This window comes from Psychromonas sp. MB-3u-54 (assembly GCF_002836415.1).
Taxonomy (GTDB): domain Bacteria; phylum Pseudomonadota; class Gammaproteobacteria; order Enterobacterales; family Psychromonadaceae; genus Psychromonas.
The window spans coordinates 44209-69204 of the sequence record NZ_PJBP01000172.1; the positions used below are offsets into that span (position 1 = coordinate 44209).

Annotated in this window: 20 protein-coding genes; 5 read left to right on the forward strand and 15 right to left on the reverse strand. The window is 40.7% G+C overall.

Annotated elements, in window-relative coordinates; genetic code table 11:
* Window positions 1–179: 179 nt before the first annotated feature.
* Window positions 180–1565 (reverse strand): glycerol-3-phosphate transporter, encoded by a 1386-nt coding sequence (gene glpT, locus CXF72_RS14260; protein ID WP_101039851.1) that lies wholly within the window; start codon window positions 1563–1565, stop codon window positions 180–182.
* A 452-nt stretch (window positions 1566–2017) separates the two neighbouring features.
* Between glpT and CXF72_RS19895 the strand changes: the two genes are divergently transcribed.
* Both CXF72_RS19895 and CXF72_RS19900 read left to right on the forward strand, forming a co-directional pair.
* Window positions 2018–2155 (forward strand): hypothetical protein, encoded by a 138-nt coding sequence (locus CXF72_RS19895; protein ID WP_232784993.1) that lies wholly within the window; start codon window positions 2018–2020, stop codon window positions 2153–2155.
* Between the two features lie 144 nt (window positions 2156–2299).
* The gene (locus CXF72_RS19900) at window positions 2300–2581 is read left to right on the forward strand and encodes a hypothetical protein (protein ID WP_232784994.1); all 282 of its coding nucleotides are present in this window, start codon (window positions 2300–2302) and stop codon (window positions 2579–2581) included.
* 671 nt (window positions 2582–3252) lie between these two features.
* On the opposite strand, the gene CXF72_RS14270 is transcribed toward CXF72_RS19900, so the two are convergent.
* Complete coding sequence (locus CXF72_RS14270) at window positions 3253–4008, reverse strand: metallophosphoesterase (RefSeq protein ID WP_101039854.1); 756 nt, start codon at window positions 4006–4008, stop codon at window positions 3253–3255.
* 274 nt (window positions 4009–4282) lie between these two features.
* Here CXF72_RS14270 and CXF72_RS14275 point away from each other — a divergent pair, with 274 nt between their 5' ends.
* Window positions 4283–4732, forward strand: coding sequence for a transcriptional repressor (locus CXF72_RS14275; RefSeq protein ID WP_101039886.1), 450 nt, complete (start codon window positions 4283–4285; stop codon window positions 4730–4732).
* Window positions 4733–4903: 171 nt separating this feature from the next.
* Here CXF72_RS14275 and polA read toward each other — a convergent pair whose 3' ends face one another.
* From polA to trxA, 6 genes are all read right to left on the reverse strand, one after another.
* Window positions 4904–7714, reverse strand: a complete 2811-nt coding sequence (gene polA / locus CXF72_RS14280) for a DNA polymerase I (protein WP_101039856.1) — start codon at window positions 7712–7714, stop codon at window positions 4904–4906.
* A 444-nt stretch (window positions 7715–8158) separates the two neighbouring features.
* The gene (locus CXF72_RS14285) at window positions 8159–9268 is read right to left on the reverse strand and encodes a 1-acyl-sn-glycerol-3-phosphate acyltransferase (protein ID WP_101039888.1); all 1110 of its coding nucleotides are present in this window, start codon (window positions 9266–9268) and stop codon (window positions 8159–8161) included.
* Between the two features lie 163 nt (window positions 9269–9431).
* A complete protein-coding gene (gene fre / locus CXF72_RS14290) occupies window positions 9432–10127 on the reverse strand; it encodes an NAD(P)H-flavin reductase (protein ID WP_101039858.1) in 696 nt (231 codons plus the stop codon).
* Between the two features lie 63 nt (window positions 10128–10190).
* Entirely contained in the window at window positions 10191–11660 is a 1470-nt protein-coding gene (gene ubiD / locus CXF72_RS14295) for a 4-hydroxy-3-polyprenylbenzoate decarboxylase (RefSeq protein ID WP_101039860.1), read from the reverse strand.
* 77 nt (window positions 11661–11737) lie between these two features.
* Complete coding sequence (gene rho / locus CXF72_RS14300; protein ID WP_101039862.1) at window positions 11738–13006, reverse strand: transcription termination factor Rho; 1269 nt, start codon at window positions 13004–13006, stop codon at window positions 11738–11740.
* 170 nt (window positions 13007–13176) lie between these two features.
* Window positions 13177–13503, reverse strand: coding sequence for a thioredoxin TrxA (gene trxA, locus CXF72_RS14305; RefSeq protein ID WP_101039864.1), 327 nt, complete (start codon window positions 13501–13503; stop codon window positions 13177–13179).
* Between the two features lie 338 nt (window positions 13504–13841).
* On the opposite strand from trxA, the gene rhlB reads away from it, so the two are divergent.
* Both rhlB and CXF72_RS14315 read left to right on the forward strand, forming a co-directional pair.
* Window positions 13842–15098 carry an ATP-dependent RNA helicase RhlB gene (gene rhlB, locus CXF72_RS14310; protein WP_101039866.1) on the forward strand — a complete coding sequence of 419 codons (1257 nt, stop codon included), beginning with the start codon at window positions 13842–13844 and terminating at the stop codon, window positions 15096–15098.
* A gap of 1 nt (window position 15099) precedes the next feature.
* A complete protein-coding gene (locus CXF72_RS14315; protein ID WP_101039868.1) occupies window positions 15100–16056 on the forward strand; it encodes a Ppx/GppA phosphatase family protein in 957 nt (318 codons plus the stop codon).
* Window positions 16057–16829: 773 nt separating this feature from the next.
* Here the strand turns inward: CXF72_RS14315 and astE are convergent.
* From astE to CXF72_RS14350, 7 genes are all read right to left on the reverse strand, one after another.
* Window positions 16830–17834: a succinylglutamate desuccinylase gene (astE, locus tag CXF72_RS14320; protein ID WP_101039870.1), complete on the reverse strand. Its 1005-nt coding sequence runs from the start codon at window positions 17832–17834 to the stop codon at window positions 16830–16832.
* Window positions 17835–17841: 7 nt separating this feature from the next.
* Window positions 17842–19185 carry an N-succinylarginine dihydrolase gene (astB, locus tag CXF72_RS14325; RefSeq protein ID WP_101039872.1) on the reverse strand — a complete coding sequence of 448 codons (1344 nt, stop codon included), beginning with the start codon at window positions 19183–19185 and terminating at the stop codon, window positions 17842–17844.
* A gap of 19 nt (window positions 19186–19204) precedes the next feature.
* A complete protein-coding gene (astD, locus tag CXF72_RS14330; protein ID WP_101039874.1) occupies window positions 19205–20677 on the reverse strand; it encodes a succinylglutamate-semialdehyde dehydrogenase in 1473 nt (490 codons plus the stop codon).
* Complete coding sequence (gene astA / locus CXF72_RS14335) at window positions 20674–21708, reverse strand: arginine N-succinyltransferase (protein WP_101039876.1); 1035 nt, start codon at window positions 21706–21708, stop codon at window positions 20674–20676. Before astA ends, astD begins: the two co-directional genes overlap by 4 nt.
* 35 nt (window positions 21709–21743) lie before the next feature.
* Window positions 21744–22757 (reverse strand): arginine N-succinyltransferase, encoded by a 1014-nt coding sequence (locus CXF72_RS14340; protein ID WP_101039878.1) that lies wholly within the window; start codon window positions 22755–22757, stop codon window positions 21744–21746.
* A 6-nt stretch (window positions 22758–22763) separates the two neighbouring features.
* Window positions 22764–23978: a bifunctional succinylornithine transaminase/acetylornithine transaminase gene (locus CXF72_RS14345; RefSeq protein WP_101039880.1), complete on the reverse strand. Its 1215-nt coding sequence runs from the start codon at window positions 23976–23978 to the stop codon at window positions 22764–22766.
* Between the two features lie 270 nt (window positions 23979–24248).
* Window positions 24249–24539: a helix-turn-helix domain-containing protein gene (locus CXF72_RS14350; RefSeq protein WP_198552612.1), complete on the reverse strand. Its 291-nt coding sequence runs from the start codon at window positions 24537–24539 to the stop codon at window positions 24249–24251.
* Window positions 24540–24996 lie beyond the last annotated feature (457 nt).

Genomic DNA, 24996 nt, shown 5'->3' on the forward strand with positions numbered 1-24996 from the left:
TATTCCTTATGATTAAATATATAAGTCTGCTCAGACACTGCAGCCTAACTTTTTATAAGCCATTCTAACTAGGCACTATAAAATTTTATTAATTGAGGCGGGTAAAAAACATTGAATCCGGATCTGACTATTAATAGTAAGATCCGGATGCTGATTAAATAAGAAAAACCTTTCGCAGCTTATACAGCGGCAGGAACCAGTTCTTCAGCTTCCCTATCAAGTTTGCGCTGTGCGTGTACCTTATTTTCACCGAACATCGCCAGTGTAAAGAACACAATAGATAACCCGCAGGAGATAGTTAACATTAAGAAACCACCATCCCAGCCGAAATGATCAACGGTATAGCCTAAAAGAGCATTCGCTGCTACAGCGCCGCCAAGGTAACCGAACAGACCGGTCAGACCCGCCGCTGTACCAGCCGCTTTTTTCGGTGCAAGCTCAAGTGCATACAAACCAATTAACATAACCGGACCATAGATTAAGAATCCGATAGCCACTAAAGCAAACATATCAACCATAGGGTTACCAGCAGGGTTAAACCAGTAAACGAAAACAGCAATAGTTACCAGTACCATAAATAAGATACCGGCAGGTGCCCGTCGTCCTTTGAATAATTTATCCGACATCCAGCCGCATAATAATGTGCCGGGAATGCCTGCCCACTCGTATAAGAAGTAAGCCCATGATGATTTATCAACCGAGAACTCTTTTACTTCACTTAAATAAACCGGTGCCCAGTCGAGTACGCCGTAACGGATCATATAAACAAATGCATTAGCGATTGCGATATACCATAAAAGTTTATTCTTCAAAATATACTTAAAGAAGATCTCTTTAGCACTTAATTCCGTCTCAAATGACTTAGTATAATTTTCAGGATAATCGTCTTTATATTCTTCAATGGCTGGTAAACCACAAGATTGCGGCGTATCGCGCATGGTCAGGAAGACAAAAACAGCGATAAATAAAGCAAACATTGCCGGCACATAAAATGCGGCATGCCAGTCATCATTAAAGGCCCATAAACCTAATAAAAATAGCGGTCCAATCAAGCCTCCACCGACGTTATGCGCCACATTCCAAACCGAAACAAGACCGCCGCGCTCTTTATGAGACCACCAATGAACCATCGTTCGTCCGCAGGCAGGCCAGCCCATTCCCTGAAACCAACCGTTCAAAAATAAAAGGATAAACATCGCTGTGATACTGCCCGTCGCCCAAGGCATAAACCCAAAACAAAGCATAACCAAAGCCGACATCACTAGACCGGCTGCCAAGAAATAACGCGGATTAGAACGGTCCGATACACTCCCCATTAAAAACTTCGATAAACCATAAGCAATGGAAACGGCTGCCAGCGCCACACCAAGATCACCACGGCTGTAGCCATATTCTTCAATCAAAAACGGCATTGCTAAAGTGAAGTTTTTACGAACCAAATAATAACCCGCGTAACCGATAAAAATACTTAAAAATAGTTGCCAGCGCAGGCGTTTGTATATTGGATCAATCTGCCCTTCAGGCAGACGCTCAATATGTGCGACGGGTTTAAATAAACCGAACATAAACGGTTCCTCAATGTAATTAGCGAGTGTATTTTGAGCAATCGAACCAAAAAAAAAACAATAAAAAAAGCGTTTCCGCTCACGATAGTTTCGTTATCACGAATTTATCACACTATCATCACAGATATGAACAGATAAATCCATGAAGTCGATCACAAACGAACATCCAATGAAAAACAGGATCTTTTTAAACCTAGCCACTTAAAATAAACATTTAATTATTATTAACAATAAGATACATGGAAAAATAAATTTTAATCTAGTCATTAAAAAATTCAGAAAGCCAAAAAACATCACTCAACACAGCTTAAATATAAAAATAAAATCTCGAAAGAACACCAAAGGTTCGTTCTCGAAAATAAAAAGGCTTTACACTATAAATGATCTAAACTTGCTTTATATTCCCGATAATGTTCGTTCGAGCCCCATTAAATAAAGAAGAAGATCTTAATATGCATAACGACAAGCAAAAACAGGAAAACCCACAAATTTTAGATCTGCTTGTTGTTGGTGGCGGCATCAATGGCGCAAGTATTGCCACAGATGCTGCCGGCAGAGGGTTAACTGTCGGATTATATGACGGCGGCTGATTTTGCTTCAGCAACTTCATCTGCAAATTCCCAGCTGGTTCATGACCGTTTACGTTATTTAGAACATGATCAGTTTCGTTTGGTCTCTGAAGCACTGTCAGAACGGGAAGCCATACTAAAAAAACGCCCCATATTGTTAAAGCAATGCGCTTCAGTTTACCGCATTGCCCCTTTTTACGTCCGGCCTGGATGATTCGTATTGGCCTGTTTTTATATGATCACCTGGGTAAGCGGACAATCTTAGACTCAAGCCGGCAGGTTAACCTGGCTGAATCAGGTCTGATGACAAAAGAGATCACTAAAGGTTTCGAATATTCAGACTGCTGGGTTGATGACGCGCGGATGGTTATTCTTAATGCAATGTCGGCCGAGTCAAACTGCGTCGGGCTGAAAAAGTGCAGCGGGTCGATGGTTTATGGCTGGTGACCATAATTAATGAAAAGACCAACACCCGTTTTCAGCGTAAAGCATGTTCGATCATTAAGGCGGCCGATCCATGGGTTAAACAGTTTTTCGATGACGGCCTGAGAATTTAATCGCGCAACACAATTGGCTCAGCAAATCGTTATCTCATTCAGTTTGGAACCTTAGCGTGGCAGTTATTCGATGGCTGTACATCAGAAGCTGATTTTGGCGTTTATTTCGGCAACGGCTTATACAGCTGGGAAGGCGATTATTTTATTGCCAAGGAATTTGCTAAAACTGCAGAAGATATTTTATGGTGCAGAACTAAACTGGACCTGTACTTAAGCACAGAACAACAAGTTAAAGTGACGGCTTATATTGACGAAAAGGTTCAAAAAAATACCGCTTAAATTTCCTGCGGCCAGTTAACAAAATACGGTAATAAAAATGCTGTAACAGCTTATTTAGAAAAGGATAAGCAGTTATCAGTCAGAGCGCTAACACATATAAAGCCTATCTAAAGGTTAATATTTTAGGACCCGGTAAATAATGCGGTGTACTGCGGTTTTTAAAGATTATCTTTAAGATGGTTTTCAAACGCAATCATAAGCGATTTGAAGCCGTTTACCAATTGCTGGTCAGCGTTTCCATTTCTTTGACGCACCCACCCTATCTAACGCAATACCCCACAGTTAAATCTGAATACTTGATGATCCGGACATTCTTTCGGACATAGTAACTATTTTAATACAGCTCTCTGCAAACTCGCAGATCGTCAAACGAGGATCCTGCAGATCCTGACTGACTTGATGTCCGCACCCCGTATCAATAAATAATTGTTGCCCCTTTAAAAAGGATTTATTGACGGGTGTGTGGCCGGAGACAATAAAATCAACGCCTGCAAAAAATCGCTGGTAATCATTTTTAACACAGTCTCTTCCCCACAGCAGTTCATTATAATCCTCACTGCTTATCTCTTTTTCATTAACAGGCCATTTATCAAAGGGATATTGAGCATGAATCACACCAATCTCTCCAGCACCAGTTGCTACAGTCAGCGTTAAGCTATAGTTTCTTTCCACAATGCGCTTTGCTCTTTTCCGTTGTTCCTCATTTAACGCCTCCCACCAAACGCCGCCATTTAAATACCAGTTAATTTTGTTATCAGGATTATCGTCTCCCATTTCCAGTAAAAATTGCTCGTGGTTACCGATAACGGGAATAAACCATTCTTTTTCCGCCAGTTTCAGGCACTCAAAAGAAGCTTCTCCCCGGTCAATCAGATCGCCCACCGAGAATAATCGATCCACACTCGAATCAAAGTTAATCTTCTTAAGAGATTGCATCAAAAGTGAATATTTTCCATGACTATCTCCGACAAAAAAATCTCGTCCAGCACTATTGCAGGAATAATAACAATGAACGGCGAAATTAACGTTATTCAACATTTGCTCTCTCCTTGCATTCTGCGCGCAATGACCTCTTTATTTTAGTGCAAACGGCAACAAATAAATCCAATCAGAAATACAGTGAGGTAAGAATAGTGAAAATTAAGGTGCTCAGTAAGGATAGGACGGGAGAAAATAAGTTGAATAAATGCATTCATATTAAATGAGCGCATCAACACAAAAAACAATTTTATCTAATCAACACAGAAATATTACTGCTTATGTTAATATCAGTCATTATTCCAAATCAAATTTAATTATCGCGAGCATCTTTATGCAAGAATCTTTATTACGACGCGCTACCGATATCTGCAAACAAAAACGAATCAGATTCACGCCAATACGCCAACAGGTGTTTCTCCTGATGGCTGAACAAAAAGGAGCGGTAAGCGCCTATGATTTGCTGGAACGATTAAAACAGCATGAAGCAAATGCTAAACCGCCGACTATCTATCGCGCTTTAGAATTTCTGTTAGAGAACCATTTTATTCATCGTATTGAATCTTTAAATGCTTATCTGATGTGTGCTCATTTTGGCTGTGAACACCCGATGCAGTTGTTGATTTGTGATAGTTGCAAAAAAGTAATTGAATTAAGTGATCCTGTTATTGATGATGCTTTTGCTCAGCAGGCTACACAATCTGGTTTTCAAATCACCAATAAGGTCTTAGAAGTTCACGGATTTTGTGCTCAATGCCAGCGCGCTTCAGCGATTGAAGTATAATAATAACCGGGTTTAGCAGCACACTTTATTCAAAGCAAAAAAAAACCCCGTTACAAAAAATTGTAACGGGGAAAACTAAGGAAGTAACTATGAATTTAACTAATTCATAAGATTAGTCAACGGCACTTCGATTAAGTTCATAGGATTTCAAAAAAACTTCAAAAATATTAGTTAATGCGCCTCGTCCCAATTATCACCCACACCCGCATCGGCAATCAGTGGCACATCTAAATCAGCGGCTTTCGCCATAATGGCTTGAATCTCTTTGGTGTAAGACTCAACTAACTCTTCTTTAATACTAAAAACCAATTCATCGTGTACCTGCATTAACATCTGTACGCTGCCTGGACTCTTTTGTGCAATCCAATCCGCCATGTCAATCATCGCTTTTTTAATGATATCGGCAGCAGTCCCCTGCATCGGCGCATTGATTGCAGCACGCTCGGCCGCTTTTTTAAGCATGCCATTACGCGATTTAATATTAGGCAGTTGCAGGCGGCGGCCTAAAATCGTTTCAACATAAGATTTTTCATTAGCCAAGCTGCGCGTATCTTCCATATAGGTAAGCACCCCAGGATAGCGATTGAAGTACTTATCCATGTATAACTGTGCTTCGTGACGACCAATATTAAGCTGTTTAGCCAAGCCAAATGCACTCATGCCATAAATAAGACCAAAGTTAATCGCTTTAGCGCTGCGCCTTTGCTCCGTAGTAACCTCATCTAAGGGCACCGAAAACACTTCTGAAGCCGTTGCTTTATGAATATCTTTGCCCGCTGAAAAGGCGTCTAGCAGCCCTTTGTCCTGTGAAAGGTGAGCCATAATGCGTAATTCAATTTGGCTGTAATCGGCGGCCACAATTTTATAACCGGGTTGGGCAATAAAAGCCTGACGGATACGGCGTCCTTCGGCGCTGCGAATGGGGATATTTTGCAGGTTTGGATCGGTTGAGGATAAGCGCCCGGTGACAGTGACGGCTTGCTGATATGAGGTATGCAAACGTCCGGTTTTTTCATTAACCATTTTTGGCAGTTTATCGGTATAGGTCGATTTTAATTTACTTAAACCACGATGCTCAATAATTAATTTGGGCAAAGGATAAGTTAAGGCCAATTCTTGTAAGACCTCTTCGGCTGTTGATGGCGCACCTTTGGGTGTTTTCTTTAAAACCGGTAACGCCAGCTCATCATAAAGAATGGTCTGCAGCTGTTTTGGTGAACTCAAATTAAAGGGTTTACCTGCCTCTTCATAGGCTAAGGCTTCAAGCTCCAATAAGCGTTTACCTATTTCAGCACTCTGCTTAGTCAATAAATCACTATCAATCTCAACACCACCACGTTCGACGTTGGAAAGAACGGTTAATAAAGGTAATTCAATATTATTAAAAACAGATAACAACTTAGACTCAGCTGACAATTGTTCAAATAACTGTAAATGTAAACGCAGGGTGAGATCTGCATCTTCGGCTGCATAGGGCGCAGCTTCTATAATACTGATTTGATTAAAGGGAAGCTGCTTTTTACCTTTCCCTGCGATTTCTTCAAATGAAATACATTGATGACCAAGATATTTCAGCGCCAGCGTATCCAGATCATGTCGCCCGGTGCTATCAAGGACATAGGATTCAAGCATAGTATCAAACTTGATACCTTTTAATTCAATACCGTGATTGAGCAATACACTGCGATCATATTTTAAATTTTGGCCGACTTTTTTAAATTTGTCACTTTCTAATAAGGGTCTTAGTTTTTCTAAGGTAGTCGTTAAATCTAATTGCTTGGGCGCATCAATATAATCATGATCCAGCGGTAAATATGCCGCTTCGATAATAGGCTGATCGTCACTATCGGCATTGCTTTGAACAGCAAAAGAGAGACCTACTATTCTGGCCTGCATGTAATCAAGGCTGGTTGTTTCTGTATCAAAGGAAAATAACTCCGCAGCTTCCAATTTGGCAATCCACTGGGTTAATTGCCCCTGCGTATAAATCGTTTTGTAACCGCTGCGATCAATGCTGGAGGTTGCGGAGTTAGCAGCGGCAGTGCTAGTCGAACTAGTCGCAGGGCTGGAAACAGCACCTTGATGGTTAACCATACTGCCATTGTCTAACAGGGCAGATAACCAGCGCCTAAACTCCAATTGTCCGAAAAGTTTAATCAATGCATCCGTATCTTGCGCTTTAGGCTTAAAGTCATCATAACTTTCGCATAATTCAACATCGGTTTTAATGGTGGCAAGTTGGTAGGAAAGCCGTGCCATCGCTTCATTGTCCTGCATCTTTTTAGCCATGGTTTTACTGCCACGGAAGCCGAGAGCTGCCAATTTTTCTAGATTTAGGTAAATATCATCCATCGAGCCCAGCCCCTGTAACATAGCCAGAGCCGTTTTTTCGCCGACACCCGGTACACCGGGAATATTATCGACCTTGTCTCCCATTAAGCCAAGGTAATCAATAATCAATTCAGGCGGAATACCAAATTTTTCATTAACGCCTTGCACATCAAGCACGGTATTAGTCATGGTATTGATCAATAGCGTATTCGCATCAACCAGTTGTGCCATATCTTTGTCACCGGTGCTGATTAAGGTGGTGATCCCCCGTGCACTTGCCTGGCGGGAGAGCGTACCAATAACATCATCGGCTTCAACACCCGGGATAGTTAAAATAGGCAGACCCATCGCCTTAATAACTTCATGTAAAGGCTCAATTTGAATGCGTAAATCATCGGGCATACTGGGACGGTTAGATTTGTACTCAGTGTACATATCATCTCGAAAGGTTTTTCCCTTCGCATCAAAAACCACCACAACATGGCTGGGATTAAATTGTTTTAATAAACTTTGCAGCATGTTAACCACGCCATAAACAGCCCCCGTAGCTTCTCCTGCAGAGTTGGTTAAATGTGGAGGTGAAAAAAAAGCGCGATAGAGATATGAAGAACCATCAACAAGGATAAAAGGATTTTCCGGAATAGTTGCCATCGGATTGTTACCAAAATAAAAGAGAAATTAGTTTTGATTATACCGATCCGCTGAAAACTTGGAAGTGCCGGTATCGGTTACGCGCTAAGTAATCGCAAATGCAGGTGAGAATGGTTCAATCGATGAGCCGTTAATTTATTGACAAATTCATCAATAAATTTTTATTGTTAATAAGTTTGCGCATAATTATTCTCCACTAAGCGTTTTTTGTTGAGCGAAGACTTAAATATCTACCGGTAAATGTAAGTGCTTGTTCACTTTTCCTGCAGAAATGTCTGTGGATAACTCTGTGAGTTGTTTTACACTAAATTTAAACTGTCACAACAGGGAAATTAAAAATATTTATTTTCAATATGTTACACATTGAGTATGACAAAAATAGGCACATAAGGAATTTTTCGATATGTGCATAACAGAAATGTTTTTTAGTTGAGGAACGCTCGATCACTTTATATGGTTACTGACCGGATTTGCGTACATTTTTAATACTATTTCTTGTAACTCCGGTTTAATACCCTGTAAGCGGGCATGAAAGAGCTCCTGAGCAGCACTATCAATAGAAGGTAAGTCTTGCTTGGCGGCAATAAAATTAGAGGAGTGTAAATGATAATTTTTATAAATCTGCCGATCGATTTCCTGTGCAACTGCCTCTGCATCGCTAAATTCTCCCTTTAGCGGCTCTCCGAAAGCCACATGAACTCGCCCTTTTTGCCCGGTAATGCCTCGGACAATACTTTCAATATCTTCATATTTTGATTTTTTATACTCGCCAAATTGCGCTTTGTCATATAGTTCCTGCGCCTTTTGCTGATCACAGGGGTCCAATTCATAGGAAATTGCAACGGGCACAATATTCAACTTATTGATATAATCTGAGAAATCTATTTTTTGTTTTTTACCGTTGACGTAAAACATTTTAATAATAGCAGGCTCAGTTTTATCAAAACCATCCTTTGCCCGCCCTTCTCTTTGCGCAATCCAGATATTACTTTCACCCTGTAAAGAGCTAAAAATATAATCAGATAACTGCGCCAGTGATTTCATCATTTCACGTATACCCGAAACGGAACGCTGCACAATAAAACTTTTGTTCATGCGCATCAAATCGGAAACATAAGGTTTGCTTAATAGATTATCTCCAATAGCAACACGCACGGTTTTAAAATCTTCTGAATATAAAGCCCAATTTACAAAGGCCGGATCCATTGCAATATCTCGATGATTTGAAACAAAAAGATAATTTTGGGCCGGGTCAATTTTATCAAGGCCAGAATAGGTAAAGCCAGTTGTCGTCGATGCGATCATGTGTTCCATATAACCGCCAACCACTTTTTGCATCTCATCAATGCTATTAATTCCGCCCCATTTATATAAAAAATAACGGCGTAATAAAGGTTTTAATAAAAATCCCATAAATTTAGCAATTTTAGAAAAACGGAAGCTGATAATGGCATTAATAAATTCATCATTTTTAATAACGCGTTGAATGGCAGGTTGAATTTCATCATCGTTATAAGGACGGATATCTCTAAATTTATCGACTTCGTTGGGCATTTTCATACTCTCTATAAAATATATCGGCGCATTTTACCTTCTTTTAAAGGCTTCAGCGAATTTAATTAAATAAGAGAGGCAGTTAAGTCTGGCGGAGATGCGGTATCTCAAAAAAATGGAATACCGCTAACACTAGAAGGCAACAATAAAGTGACTGGATAAATCAAATGAAGGCAAACGCATCTCCATAGATATGCTCAATCAACGCACCTTGTTTGACAAAATCTTCCCGAGCAATTTTTGCCATTTCAAATCGGCCAACGACATAGATATCAAAGGCACTTAAATCTTTAAATTCATTCAAAACAGCTTGATGAACATAACCCTGATGACCTTGCCACTGCGCTTCAGGCAGCTCAATCACCGGATGAAAGTGGATGTTTTTATGATCGTTTGCCCAACCACAAGCCTCATCTGCAAAATAAAAATGCGAGTATTCTTTCACTCCCCAGTATAGATAAACCGGATTTTCTAATTGCAGATCAACAATTTGCTCTAACAGAGATTTTACATATGAGAAACCTGTTCCCCCTGCCACCAAAATAATCGGCCGCTTCGAGTTTTCACGTAAATAAGCAACACCATTGCCAATCTCAGCATCAACTACGCCTTCATTTTGCATTTTTTCAATAACCTGCATGGCATAGTTGTTGTCGGGTGTCGCCCCTATATGCAACTCAATTTGATTTCCTGTTGGTGCGTTCGCTATTGAAAAATGACGTTTATCATTTTCCCCCATCACAATTGAAACGTATTGTCCGGCCTTAAAAGAAACGGGCTCAACGGGTTGTAAAAATACGCGGTATAAAAAAGTATTTAACTTTTCGATGGAAGTGATCTTACAAGTAACAGGTTGCATTAATCTCTCTTTTTATAATAGGTCCCAGAAAAACAGGAATGTAACAAAAAAATAACATCCAGATTATGACAGGATATCTAAGTCTTGCCAAAGATCATCTATTTTTTCTTTTACTTTTTTATCCATTAAAATAGGTGTTCCCCATTCCCGGTCCGACTCTCCAGCCCATTTATTGGTTGCATCCATGCCCATTTTTGAGCCTAATCCGGAAATGGGAGAAGCAAAGTCCAGGTAATCAATGGGTGTATTATCGACCAATGTGGTATCTCGGGATGGATCCATACGTGTCGTAATCGCCCAAATCACATCATTCCAATCACGCACATTGACATCATCATCACAAACAATAATAAACTTGGTGTACATAAACTGACGTAGGAAAGACCAAATGCCGAACATCACTCGCTTGGCATGACCCGGATAACTTTTTTTAATCGAAACAACCGCCATACGGTATGAACAACCTTCCGGTGGCAGATAAAAATCGACAATTTCGGGAAACTGCTTTTGTAAAATAGGGACAAATATTTCATTAAGCGCGACACCTAAAATTGAAGGTTCATCGGGCGGACGTCCCGTATAAGTGCTCAGGTAAATAGGATTTTCGCGATGCGTCACATGCGTCACTGTCATTACCTGGAAATCGTCAACTTCATTATAATAACCCGTATGGTCACCGTAAGGGCCTTCTGGCGCTTCCTCTCCAGGCTGCAGATAACCTTCTAATATTATTTCAGCCGTTGCTGGAATATCAAGATCATTGCTTATGCTTTTTGCTACTTTAGTGCGCGAGCCGCGTAATAAACCCGCAAAGGCATATTCTGACAAAGTATCAGGGATAGGAGTTACCGCACCTAAAATGGTGGCCGGATCAGCACCTAAGGCAACCGAAACAGGAAAAGGTTTACCCGGATTAACTTCTTGCCACTCGCGAAAGTCAAGCGCCCCGCCGCGATGCGATAACCAGCGCATTATTATCTTATTTTTCCCTAACAACTGCTGGCGATAAATTCCTAAATTTTGACGCTTTTTATAGGGACCTTTAGTGATGGTTAAACCCCAGGTAATCAAAGGTGCAACATCACCCGGCCAACAGGTCATAATAGGCAGTTTAGTTAAATCAACCTGATCACCTTCCATAATCACCTGCTGGCAAGCCGGTGAGCGCACTTTTTTGGTCGGCATATTTAACACTTGCTTAAATATTGGCAGTTTTTCCCATAACGATTTAAACCCTTTGGGCGGCTCAGGCTCTTTTAAATAAGCCAACCATTTCCCAACTTCTTTTAAAGCTGCAACGTCATCCTGGCCCATCGCCAATGCCACTCGCTGGGTTGTACCAAATAAGTTAGTCAGAACAGGAGTATCAAAACCTTTCGGATTCTCAAATAAAAGAGCGGGCCCACCTGCACGTAAAGTGCGATCTGAGATTTCCGTCATTTCTAAGTGAGGATCTATCTCTTGTTTAATACGTTTTAAAAGTCCCCGCTCCTCGAGTTGCTCGATAAAGTCACGTAAATCATCAAATTTCATAAGGGATCCAATTTATAATGGAAAAAAAACAAAAAAAAACGCTACTTAAAAGTAGCGTTTTTTCGCAATAAAGCTGATTATTTTGATTTTTGGTTTTTCATTGCGTCAAAAAAGTCATCATTTGTTTTGCTTAGACCAAGCTTATCAATCAAGAACTCAGTTGCACCTGTTTCACCCATTGGATGTACAATTTTACGTAAAATCCACATTCTTTGTAATTCATCGGACTTAGTAAGTAATTCTTCACGACGAGTACCTGAACGCGTAATATCAATAGCAGGATAAACCCGTTTTTCAGCCAGTTTACGGTTCAGATGAATTTCAGAGTTACCGGTACCTTTAAACTCTTCATAAATAACTTCATCCATTTTAGAGCCAGTATCGATCAGAGCAGTCGCAAGGATAGTTAAACTGCCACCCTCTTCAACATTACGAGCCGCACCAAAGAAACGTTTAGGGCGTTGCAGAGCATTTGCATCAACACCACCTGTCAGTACTTTACCTGAGCTTGGCACAACAGTATTATAAGCACGTGCTAAACGTGTGATCGAATCAAGCAGAATAACCACGTCTTTTTTATGCTCAACCAGACGTTTTGCTTTTTCAATAACCATTTCAGCAACTTGCACGTGACGACTAGCCGGCTCATCAAATGTTGATGCAACCACCTCGCCTCTCACTAACCGGCTCATTTCAGTTACTTCTTCCGGACGCTCATCAATTAATAATACAATTAAGACAGCTTCCGGGTAATTAATACTGAGACTTTGAGCAATATTTTGCAGTAACATTGTTTTACCCGCTTTCGGCGGTGCAACAATCAAACCACGTTGACCTTTACCAATTGGCGAGACTAGATCCAAAATACGTGCCGTAATATCTTCGGTACTGCCATTACCATTTTCTAAACGAAAACGTTCATCGGGGTGAATGGGCGTTAAGTTTTCAAAAAGAATTTTATTGCGGGAGTTTTCTGGCTTATTGAAGTTAACTTCAATAATTTTCAATAATGCAAAATAACGCTCACCATCTTTAGGCGGCCGAATCTTACCATCAACACTATCACCGGTTCGAAGATTGAAACGACGAATTTGACTTGGCGAGATATAAATATCATCGGGGCCGGCGAGATATGAACTTTCGGAGCTTCGTAAAAAACCAAAACCATCCTGCAATATTTCAAGCACACCGGCGCCAAAAATATCTTCCCCACTTTTGGCGTGAGCCTTAAGAATTGCGAATATAATGTCTTGTTTTCTTAAACGAGCTAGATTTTCTAGCCCCATCGATTCCCCAAGCGTAACAAGGTTAGAAACCGGTGTATCTTTTAATTCAGTTAAATTCATAAGTTTTTTAGGTATGCAGCTTTGAAGTGAGTGATAGTAAGTGATGTCAGGGATTTATTTATTGTTTGTTTGTTTGTTTGTATTTTGAGCACAAGGGTAGCACTTAATTGCGCGTTAGTCCAGATTGAACATGCTGCAGATCACAACTTGTTCAATCCGTATTTAATCTTTTAGATATTTGCATCCAAAAATTCGACAAGTTGGGTTTTGGAAAGTGCACCCACTTTCGTAGCGGCAACTTTACCGTCTTTAAATAATAACAGAGTTGGAATACCGCGAATACCAAATTTAGGCGGGGTCGCGCTGTTTTCGTCTATATTTAATTTACCGATAGTCACTTTACCTGCGTATTCAGTCGCAACTTCGTGAAGAATAGGAGCAATCATTTTACAAGGTCCACACCATTCAGCCCAAAAATCAACTAAAACAGGACCTTCGGCATTAACTACATCATCTTCAAAACTTGCATCACTTAACGTTACGATATTCTCGCTCATTTTTATCTCCAGAAAGGTATTACTAATAATTAATTACTATTATAAAATTAATTTTTGATATTTGATATTGGAATTCAACACAATACTTATTGTATGTATAAAATGCTATCACTTTCCAATGCCAGAAAAGCATTACTAATAATTAATTACTCTTATATAAATTAATTTTTGATTTTTGACATTTGAATTGAACACAATACTTATTGTATGTATGAAATGCTATCACTTTCCAATACCAGAAAAAATTACTAATAATTAATTACGCTTATATAAATTAATTATTGATATTTGAATTAAACACAATACTTATTGTATGTATAAAATGCTATCATTTGCAAATGAATAAAACACATCTAACTCAAAAAAAATTTGCAGACCTTCCTTTAGAGAAGAGTCTAATTTCAGGTTTAACGTCGCAAGGTTATGAATATTGTACTCCTATTCAGGCTTTGTCATTGCCAATCACCCTTACCGGGAAAGATATAGCAGGACAAGCTCAAACAGGAACAGGTAAAACACTTGCGTTTTTACCTGCGGTATTTCATCACCTATTAACCAATGCGCAACCTGAAAATCGCCGCAAGAATCAACCTCGGGCTATCATTTTAGCGCCGACACGTGAGCTTGCAATCCAAATACACAAAGATGCCATGGTTCTCGCTAGCGTGTCAAACCTACGTTTAGGTTTAGCATATGGGGGTGAGAAAGTTGAAATTCAACGCACGAAGCTTGAAAAAGGCGTTGATATTTTAATTGGTACTACGGGCCGTACGATTGACTTTGTTAAACAAGGCGTAGTCGATATGGGTTCGATACAAAGTGTTGTCCTTGATGAAGCGGATCGTATGTTTGATCTTGGCTTTATTAAAGATATCCGTTATCTATTTAGACGCATGCCAGAGGCAAAATCACGTCTAAACATGTTATTTTCAGCTACCTTGTCTCATAAAGTTCAAGAACTTGCTTTTGAGCATATGAATGATCCAGAAAGTATCCAGATTGAACCGGAAAAAATGACATCTGCGAATATAACTGAAGAACTTTTTTATCCTTCTAATCAAGATAAAATATTACTTTTATTAAGCTTAATAGAAGAAGATTGGCCTGATAAAGCGATTGTTTTTGCCAATACCAAACATACCTGTGAAAAAGTATGGGGTTATTTAGCGGGAGATGGTTTGCGAGCAGGCTTATTAACCGGCGATGTACCTCAAAATAAACGCTTAAAAATTCTCCAACAGTTCACTGAGGGTGAAATTGATATTTTAGTTGCAACCGATGTGGCAGCCCGTGGTTTACATATTCCTAAAGTATCACATGTTTTTAATTTCGACCTGCCCGATGATTGTGAAGATTATGTGCATCGAATTGGTCGTACCGGACGTGCTGGTGAAAAAGGTTTAGCTATTAGCTTCGCCTGTGAAAAGTATGTATTTAACCTTCCGGCGATTGAGGAATATATTAAACATCCTATTCCTTGTAGTGAATATGATAAAAATGCGATGCTTGACTCTTTACCCGTAATGAAGGTAACAAAGTACAAAGCACATCCTAATAGCCGTAAAGATAATTATCACCGTACTCATAAGCGATAGAATGATCAAAAACCGCTATACCATCATTGACCTTGGATCAAATAGCTTTCATATGCTAACCGTTGAAAGGATCAATAATGGTTTTAGCGTTTATTCTAAATCAAAACAGAAAGTACGCCTTGCTGCAGGCTTAGATGAACAATATAACATCAATCAAGAAACCATCCAGAAAGGCTTAGATTGTTTAACCAACTTCAAAGATGAACTGAATATTTTACTGCCCGTTAAAGTCCTTATTACCGCCACAGCAGCATTACGTCTGGCGAGCAACAAACAAGTTTTTATAAAGCAAGCAGAAAAAATATTGCAGCGGCCTATTAACTTAATATCTGGTCTCGAAGAAGCACGGATAATTTATAAGGGTGTGGCATTTACTGAAAACATTTTATTCCCCCTGCTGGTTATTGATATAGGAGGCGCAAGCACCGAATTAATAATAGGTGAGGGTACTCAAGTCAAAATTGCTCACAGTTTGAATATGGGCTGTGTCACTTGGTTAAAAAGATATTTCCCCGATAATCGGCTCAATGAGGAAAATTTCAGAACTGCCATTGAACAGGCAAAAAATGTAATACAACCAAAGGCACAAAAATATTTGACCCAAGGCTGGTCACTGACGATGGGGGCCTCAGGCACCATACAAGCGGTCCAAGAAATAAACAAAAAACAGAAACTAAGCGCTGAAATCAACCTGCAACTTTTATATCAAATCAAAGCATTGTGTATAAAATCCGGCAGCATTGAAAATTTACATATTGATGGTTTAAACTCATCCAGAAAACCGGTATTTGCCAGTGGCCTTTCAATACTAATAGCACTCTTTGAAATATTAGCTATTCGATCGGTGCAGTGCTCAAAAGGTGCCCTGCGTGAAGGTCTAATTAGTATTTTATTCTCAAGCCGCACTGATACTACACTGTTGGTATCGTCCGAGCGCCAACAGCAGAAGAAAATTTAAACCATAAAGGGTTGTAGGAAATAAGTTTATCGTTAGATAACACGTTTAGAGACTCAGTTTGTTCGATCAAAGCATTAATATATTGGAACTGATAAGCCCGTCTGCCATAAAATAGCGTTTCGCATAATAAGACCTAATCCATTAAATTTTCTGTTCCTTTATACGGGTTAAAATACATGCGAACTAAATATCAAACGGCGTTTTAGTCTTTATTATTAGTTTTATTCATAACCTGCTGTTATCACCACTTCTACGTGGCCAGCTGAAGCTATTCAAGCCTCTGATTTTAAATAAACTAAAAGGTATTACCACAGAGAGCACAGAGGCGCAGCGCGCTACACAGAGTAAAGACTCCTATATAAGTCCCCGTATATCCACCCCTTTCTATTGAAAGGGATGATGAAATTAGGTCATGAACATATAATACAAACTTAGGTCTGTTGACACTAATTACTGCAATTAATGCCTTTAATGTATTTCCCCTACGCCTAAATAAACGACCAATAAGTGGAATTGTTATAAAAAGCTTTTAAAAATGCAAAGCTTATACCAAAAGAATTAATTAAGTGATCAATGATTGCGAAGGAAAAATCAGCACTTAAGTTGCATTCGATCATTATTCTCACTTCACAAAAATCGTCTGGAACGATTTTGAACAGCTTTAGCTGACCACAAAGTGGTGAAGAACAGGATGTTCTGAATAAAACTCACAACACAATTAGGGATGATTTTAACCAGCAAGGGTGATCACCTTTTTAGTTCTTTTGGTATTACTACGAAGCAACAAGGGTAATCGCAGATAAATCATCTTTTTTTAATAATAATCCGGCTCGAAAACCGATTTTAACCTTGTTATTGGGAAAAAGAATATAGCCATTCTCTTCCTCCACCCGATATTTAACATCCCGATCCGATGCTAAAATAAAGCCTTTTGGGAATGCCGTAAAATTTTCCACATCATCAGCAAAATTAAGCTTAAATTGTTCGCTCGATTTAATAATCACTTCCGCGACTTTATAGACCGCCAGCGCAGAGTTCACCTCTACAGCAGCAACTTCTTGATCAGCAACTAAATTAACCAGCCCCTGCTGGATCCCCGTAAATTGCTGTAAATCATTTTCACCAAAAGGCCGGGCTTTACCCAGCTCTAATGTGCAGCTGTTCGCTGCACATTCATTGCTGGTAAAATAACTGAAGGTTGAGGTTGGCGCATGATTAACCACCAGCGCTTCAAGCCCTGCACTTTGCAGCCAGGCAATCATGTCTTGCTGATAATTCCCCGACTGCAGATAGGGCAGTATTCCAAAAGCCACATGAAACGATGGTTTGATTGCGGTGTGAAGATCAAAATGCAGCCGCGGCTTATCGGACTCGGCTTGAAAAAAATCGGCGACCACTTGCTGCAATCTAGCCGCCCTTTGTGTCTCTGAGCAGTCCTTATAACGCAAATAATGATCGCTGAACAAACGATTCAAATCGATACCTATATAACGTTCACCCTTACGCATAGCCTCAAGATTGCCGAAAATCACCATCAAACGTACTTTCAGTACATATTTACCTGTTAAAATACCGCTAATTAGCTCAGCAACGATCTCCACGGGAGCGGTTTCATTGCCATGAATCGCCGTTGAAATCACCACATTCTTGCTCCCCCCCGTATTGGGCTCGAGGATCATCACGCCAGGTGCAGGGCGGGTCCAGGAAAGCGTTGCAGTGCGGCCGGAGGATGTTATCAGCTCATCGCTTGCGAGAGTTTCTTCTAAAAAATCGAACATATTAACCTCAATCTTGCTGGAATGAATAAATAGAACCTAGGTTCATGATCTGTGTTAACTGATCAAGGGCGCAGCGATTTTCCAGGAGCAGCTGCGGATCGGCCAAATCAGCTTCAGTTAACCTATCCCGATAGTGCTGATTAACCCAGTTACCCAGTGACAGATACAGGGAATCAGTGAGCAGAGCCTGCGGATTAGTAGCACGCAGTTCAGCCTCATTAAGTACAACTCGCAGGCGTAAGCACGCCGGCCCACCGCCATTACACATGCTCTCACGCAGGTCGAAAACGCGCATTTCATTGATCGGGTTATCACCTTGGATCAGCTCATTCAGATAAGCCCAAACCCGGACATTACGACGCGACTCTTCTGGTACCACGATCATCATTTTACCGTCAGCTTTACTCAGCAACTGACTATTAAACAAATAAGTTGCTACGGCATCACTGACACTGACCTTTGAGCTAGGCACTTCTATGGGGATAAAATGACTACCAAGTCGTTGTAGTTTTCGCTCTATTTCAGCAAAGGCTGAGGTTTGATTTAAAAACGCTTCCTGATGATGAAATAATACATTGCCATTACTCACCGAGATCACATCATTATGAAACACACCCTGGTCAATCACGTTGGGATTTTGTTGCACAAAAACCGTTTTTTCTTGATCAAGTTGATGCAGCCGGGCAACCGCTTCGCTAGCCTCCCGCGTTTGCCTTGCAGGGTATTTTGTCGGCTCAACATGGCCACCGTATGCCTGCCTGCCATAAACAAAAACTTCGACGCCAGGCGCACCATAATCGCCACATAAGCGGTTGTGGTTGGCAGCCCCTTCATCGCTCATGATGCTCTGCTGAGGTAGTGCACTATGATGCGCAAAATGTTTCGTATTATCGAAAATCGCGTTAAGCACGTTACCCGTTGTCTGCGCTTCAATTGAACGATGAAACTTACTGTTAAGGTTGGCCACGGTAAAATGCACTTTAGCATCGGCAGTCTCAGACGAAGGCGACACTGTTGCTGCATTGGCAACCCACATCGAGGCAGCAGAGCTCACCGCAGTAAGCAGATGCGGCGCTGTTTTTGCCGCTTGCCTAAGCACATTAGCATCGTCGCCACTAAAACCGAGCTGTCGTAAACTCGAAATACAAGGCCTATCCTGTGGTGGCAAAACACCTTGCTTAAAACCCAGATCAGCAAGTGCTTTCATCTTTTCTAACCCCTGTAAAGCGGCAAGCTTTGGATTAGCAGCTGTATTTTTATTAGATGTCGATGCGACATTACCAAAGGAAAGTCCAGCGTAGTTGTGCGTTAAACCCACCAGCCCATCAAAATTAACTTCATATGCAGACATGTAAATTTCCTTCAAAAAATCAATTAAAGTGTAAACCAGGCAGATTCGTTTCAGGGAGCACTAAGGTTTCTGACTCCATTGACGCCATCGGCCAAGCACAATAATCCGCGGCGTAATAAGCACTGGCGCGGTGATTACCCGAGGCACCGATGCCACCGAAAGGCGCATTACTTGAGGCTCCAGTTAAGGGTTTATTCCAATTAACGATGCCTGCACGCGCTTCTATTAATAAACGCTCAAAATTTTCACGTTGAGTAGAAATTAACCCAGTCGCTAAACCAAAACGTGTTTTATTTGCAATTTCAATCGCTTGGGTGAAATTTTGATAGCGAATAACACTCAGTAATGGGCCAAAGTATTCTTCATCTGGTAAATTTTCAACGCCCGTGACATCCACAATAGCAGGCGTTAACAACGCACAATCAGCTTCCAAACGGGTTAGTTTTAACAGCGAGACCGCCCCAAGTGAGCACAAATGATTTTCAACAGCGAGCAGATTATCAGCAGCTTGATTAGAGATCACCGACCCCATGAAAGGAGCTGGTTGATCATCCCACTTACCCACCGTTATCTCTCTTGTAACAGCAATCAAACGTGCTATAAATTGATCACCCTCAGCACCCTCTTGTACCAATAATCTACGCGCACAAGTACAACGCTGCCCGGCAGTGATAAAGGCCGATTGCACGGCAATATTCACGGCCGCATCTAAGTGCTCAAAGCTCTCAACGATAAGCGCATTATTCCCGCCCATTTCCAGCGCCAAAATTTTCTCTGGCTGTCCCGCCAATTGGCGATGTAGTTGATAGCCGGTATTGGCACTACCGGTAAACAGTAAGCCATCAATACCATGATGGTTAGAAAGCAAAATACCGGTTTCTTTAGCACCTTGTACTAAGTTAAGCACACCATTAGGTAATCCTGAACGCTGCCAAATTTCCAGGGTCAGCTGGGCTGTCCACGGGGTCAATTCGCTTGCCTTAAATAGCACACAATTACCTGCTAGTAATGCCGGTACGATATGACCGTTGGGCAGATGTCCCGGAAAATTGTAAGGACCAAATACAGCCAACACACCGTGAGGTCGATGCCTTAATACCGCTTGCCCATCAGCCATTGTGGTAACTTTTACACCGGTTCTTTCATGATAAGACTGAATAGAAATTTTCACTTTATTGATCATCGCTTGAACTTCAGTTTTAGTTTCCCATTCAGGTTTACCCGTTTCCTGTGAGATAATTTGGCTTAACTGAGTTGCCTGTTTTGCGAGGTTATCTGCAAAACGCTGTAACAATACAATTCGTTCCTGTAACTCCGTAGCAGCCCATTTAGGGAAAGCTTCCCGAGCGGCATTAACGGCGAGTGTGACATCCTGCTTCGAAGCCGCATGCCCCGTCCAAATGAGTGAATTATCACTCGGATTAGTTTTTTCGAAATATTCTCCGCTGCCAATTTCCCAGCAACCATTAATAAAATGCGATTTTGTTTTCATAAATTATTTTCCTTTTCAAATAAAGGAACAACACGTAATTGCTCCCCATTAATCACAAAGAGTGCTTGTGCTTGCTCTTGGGTTAGATAAATATGGCTAGAATCAATCAATGGGCTGCCAATAATGGCACGAAAGTCTTGATAGCTTTCATTGCCTATTAACAAGGTTTGTTCTCCTAACAACTCTGACTCACTAATCTTTACTTCGCGCAGTCGGCTTTTTTTGACTATGCGCAGATCTTGGGTATATGCCTCGAGTGTTGGGCCTGCATCAAAAATATCAACGTAGCCCTCATAGCGCATTCCTTCGCTTTCTAAGATTCCTCGTGCGGGAAGTGTGCTCGGATGTACATCTGCGATAACTTTTTGAGCGGCTTCAGTTAAAAAATCAACATATAAAGCATGTTTCGGCATCAGCTCAGCAATAAAAGATTTTTTTCCGATACCGGTAAGATAATCTGCTTGGTTAAATTCGAGCGAGAAAAAATGTCGACCTAAACTTTCCCAGAAAGGAGATCTGCCCTTTTCATCACTTACACCGCGCATCTCGGCGATAATTTTTTCTGAAAATTTGTCTTTAAATCCGGCAATAAACAATAAACGACTTTTAGATAATAGCTGGCCATTTTTATCCTTCCGATACTCTGGATCCAAAAACAGCGAACATAACTCGCTGTTACCCGTCTGATCATTACTCAAACTGAGCTTTTTCATTTGCTGATAAATGCCAAGTTCTTTCGATGCATGAACCTGTGTACCAACATGAAAATCATACCAAGGTTCATTGAGGCCAATGGCAACCTCAATACCGCTCACACCCACTAAGGTTTGTGTTTCGGAATCAACCAATGCGAATAAGTAACCTTGTTCTGAAAGCGGGCATTTACTTTCCCATGTTGCAATCATTCTCTCAATACGTTGTTCAAGATGGTTTTCATTATTAGGCAGCGAGGAAAAACCAGAACCCGTTTTTGTGGAAAGTTGCAAAAGTGCCGGTTTGTCCTGTCTTTGTATCGGGCGAATAAACATCATGGTTGTATTTCCTTAAACAATGTTGGTGCAGTTATTTATAATTTAATACAAAAAATTCTCTGCTCTGGGTTCAAATTAAGCTGCTCAATATTATCTTGAGACACTTGAAGCTGGTTTCCCTGTAACACTCCTTGTACTAAACAAGCTTTGAAACTATTGCCATCAGCCAGACCAATCAAATAGGTTTGTAACGTGTTATTACTAACGATAATGGTAACTTTAACTTGTTGGATCTTTTGAGAAAGGGAAAGCGCATTACGTTGCGCCGTTAAAATTGGCCCGGCATCAAAGATCTCAACATATTTATCTGCCTCAAATCCCTGTTCACTGAGAAGAGAGCATTGTAATTCTGCATCTTTATGCACTAACCCCATCACTGCTTGTGCCTCTTCATTAATTAAAGCCACGTACAACGGATGATATGGCATCATTTCCGCAATAAAGGTTTTATTACGCGTGCCGTTGTAATATTCGACTTGGTTGTAATCTATCCCAAAAAACTTACGACCCACATGCTCCCAAAATGGCGCCCGCCCCTGCTGATCTGCAATCCCCGGTAATACCGCCATCCACTCGTTAGCAAAACGCATCGGGAAAACACTCATAAACAATAAACGTCCCAGAGTAATCAATGAGGGATAGAGGCTATCGGCAAGCGCCGGTACAATATAAAATGAGCAAAGCTGAGAATGATCACTTAGATCATGATTAAGAGTAAGAGCATGTATTCGGCTGTGTACATTAAGCTCTCGAGAAGAATGAATTTTGATATCATTACGAAAAGCATAAAAGGGCTCTCGATTTCCAGCTAACGCATTCACTGCACCGGTTCCCAAGATTTGTCCCGTTAAGGTTTCTTCTAAAACAAATAAATAAGATTCTTCACCTGCCGTATCAACATCCTGTTCAAATGACGTTATTGAACGCTCAACTTTATTGAATAAATGTGAGCGTTTAGCAGGAAGAGTAGAAACTATTGTCCCGCTTTGATGCGCTAAACGTTCAAGATTGCTGACATCATTCAGTTTTGCCGGGCGTAATATAATCATCAGAATTTATTCCTTTCTCAAATAGATTTCCAGAGCCGCAGTAAAACGCGCTAACCCCGTTTCAATATCTTGCTCGGGAATATTTAAAGCAGGTGCAAAACGGATCACATCGGGACCGGCTATCAGAAAAATAACCCCTTGTTGAGCTGCTAAATTACTGATTAATTTTGCCTGTCCACTATGTTCAGCGGTTAGCTCACAGCCAATCAATAGTCCTAACCCGCGGATTTCTTTGAACAGTTCAAATTTTTCATTGATCTCATTTAATCGAGAAACATACAGGTTATGACGGTCTTGAACTCCCTGTAAAAAAACAGGCTGATTAATTTCTGTTAATACCGCGTTGCCTACGGCGGCAGCAAGGGGGTTACCGCCATAAGTTGTACCGTGTGTGCCAACGGATAAGGTACTCGCAAACTTGTCCGTTGTTAGCACAGCGCCAATGGGAAAACCACCACCGAGCGCTTTTGCAGTGCACAGAACATCGGGTTGCACAGCATAATGCATATAGGCATAAAGTTGCCCGGTACGGCCAACACCCGTTTGCACTTCATCAAAAATTAACAGTGCATCATGTTGGTCACAAAGGTCGCGTAAACCTTGTAAAAACGCACGATCGGCAGGGACAACCCCACCTTCACCTTGAATGGGCTCTACAATGACAGCGCAAGTGTTAGCACCGATCACCGCTTTTGCCGCTTCAAGATCATTAAAACCAACGTGCTTAATGCCACCGGGTAAAGGCGCAAAGTCCTGTGAATATTTAGGTTGTCCGCCTGCACTGACGGTAAACAATGTTCTGCCATGGAAAGCATTAGTAAACGCAACTATCTCATTTTTAGCGGCGCCATGATTATCATGTCCGTATTTTCTCGCTAACTTCAATGCAGCTTCATTGGCTTCTGCACCTGAATTACAAAAAAAAGCTTTATCTGCAAAGGTGCTTTCGACTAATTGTTTCGCTAGCTTTAAAACAGGTTCATTAGTATAACCATTACCAATATGCCAAAGTGATTCAGCTTGCTCGTTGAGTGCTTGTTTTAATTTTTCATTAGCATGACCAAGTGCATTTACTGCAATACCACCAGCAAAATCGATATATTCTTTTCCTTGCTGATCAACAATCACTGAGCCTTTACCTTTTACCGGAATAAATGAAGCAGGTGCATAAGTGGGGATCATATATTGATCAAAATCAGTCCTAGTAGGTCCTTCAGTCATTGCAATAGCCTCTTTAGTTAGTCAATTAAGCTAAAGGTTAATTGATTGAGAGATGACTGGCGTTCAAAAAAACGACCAAAACGTACAGATTTATAACTATTACATTAAATTTGTGATCTCAAACCAATTACAAAAACACCTTAAAAAAATGCTAATGGCATTTTTATGACAAACGGAGCACTTATTTGATGGCATTAGCCTTAGTATTACTCAGCGATTGGCGATACATTTTGTACGTCCCTCCCTTGGAGTGGAGTGATAAAAGGACTTCTAACTTGAAGAAAAATGCGGTCCGCTTGAGAAACCGTAGCTTAATCCAATCTGTACAATAGACATCTTACTGGTCTGTAACAGATGATGGGCACGTTTGAGTCGAATTTGCAGATAATGACGGGCAGGCATATAACGTTTAAATAAACGCTCCAGTTGACGCCTGAAGATACACACCAGCTCGGCAATTTGATCGGTCGTCAGGATCTCATCAATATTGCTTTCCATTAGATCAACCGCGATGGTCAATCTTGGCTGTACGTCTTCACCGGCAAAGGAGTGGCTTGGCAAACGTTGCCGTTCATCGACGCAGCACAAACGGTCTAAACAAAGATGATCGCTTATTTGATTAATACCAAAAGAACTAAAAAGGTGATCATAAACTTAATGCGTTTGGTATAACGCTAGCTACGGTGCATGGAATGCACCCTACCAATAAAAATATTCGACGCTCGGCTGCATATATGAATATTAAAAATGAATGGGATCAAGACCTTGCGTAGGATGCGCTTCAGCATCTATTTTCTTTGTTCGCGGTGCATAGAATGCACCCTACGGATAAAAATATTCACGCTAGTCTGCATATATGAATATTAAAAATGAGTAGGATCAAGACGTTGATTGCAACCCGTAGGGTGCGCTTCAGCATCAATTATCGCTTTTTCTGGTGCATAGAATGCACCCTACGGATAAAAGATTCCACGCTCGGCTGCATATATGAATATTAAAAATGAATGGGATCAAGACG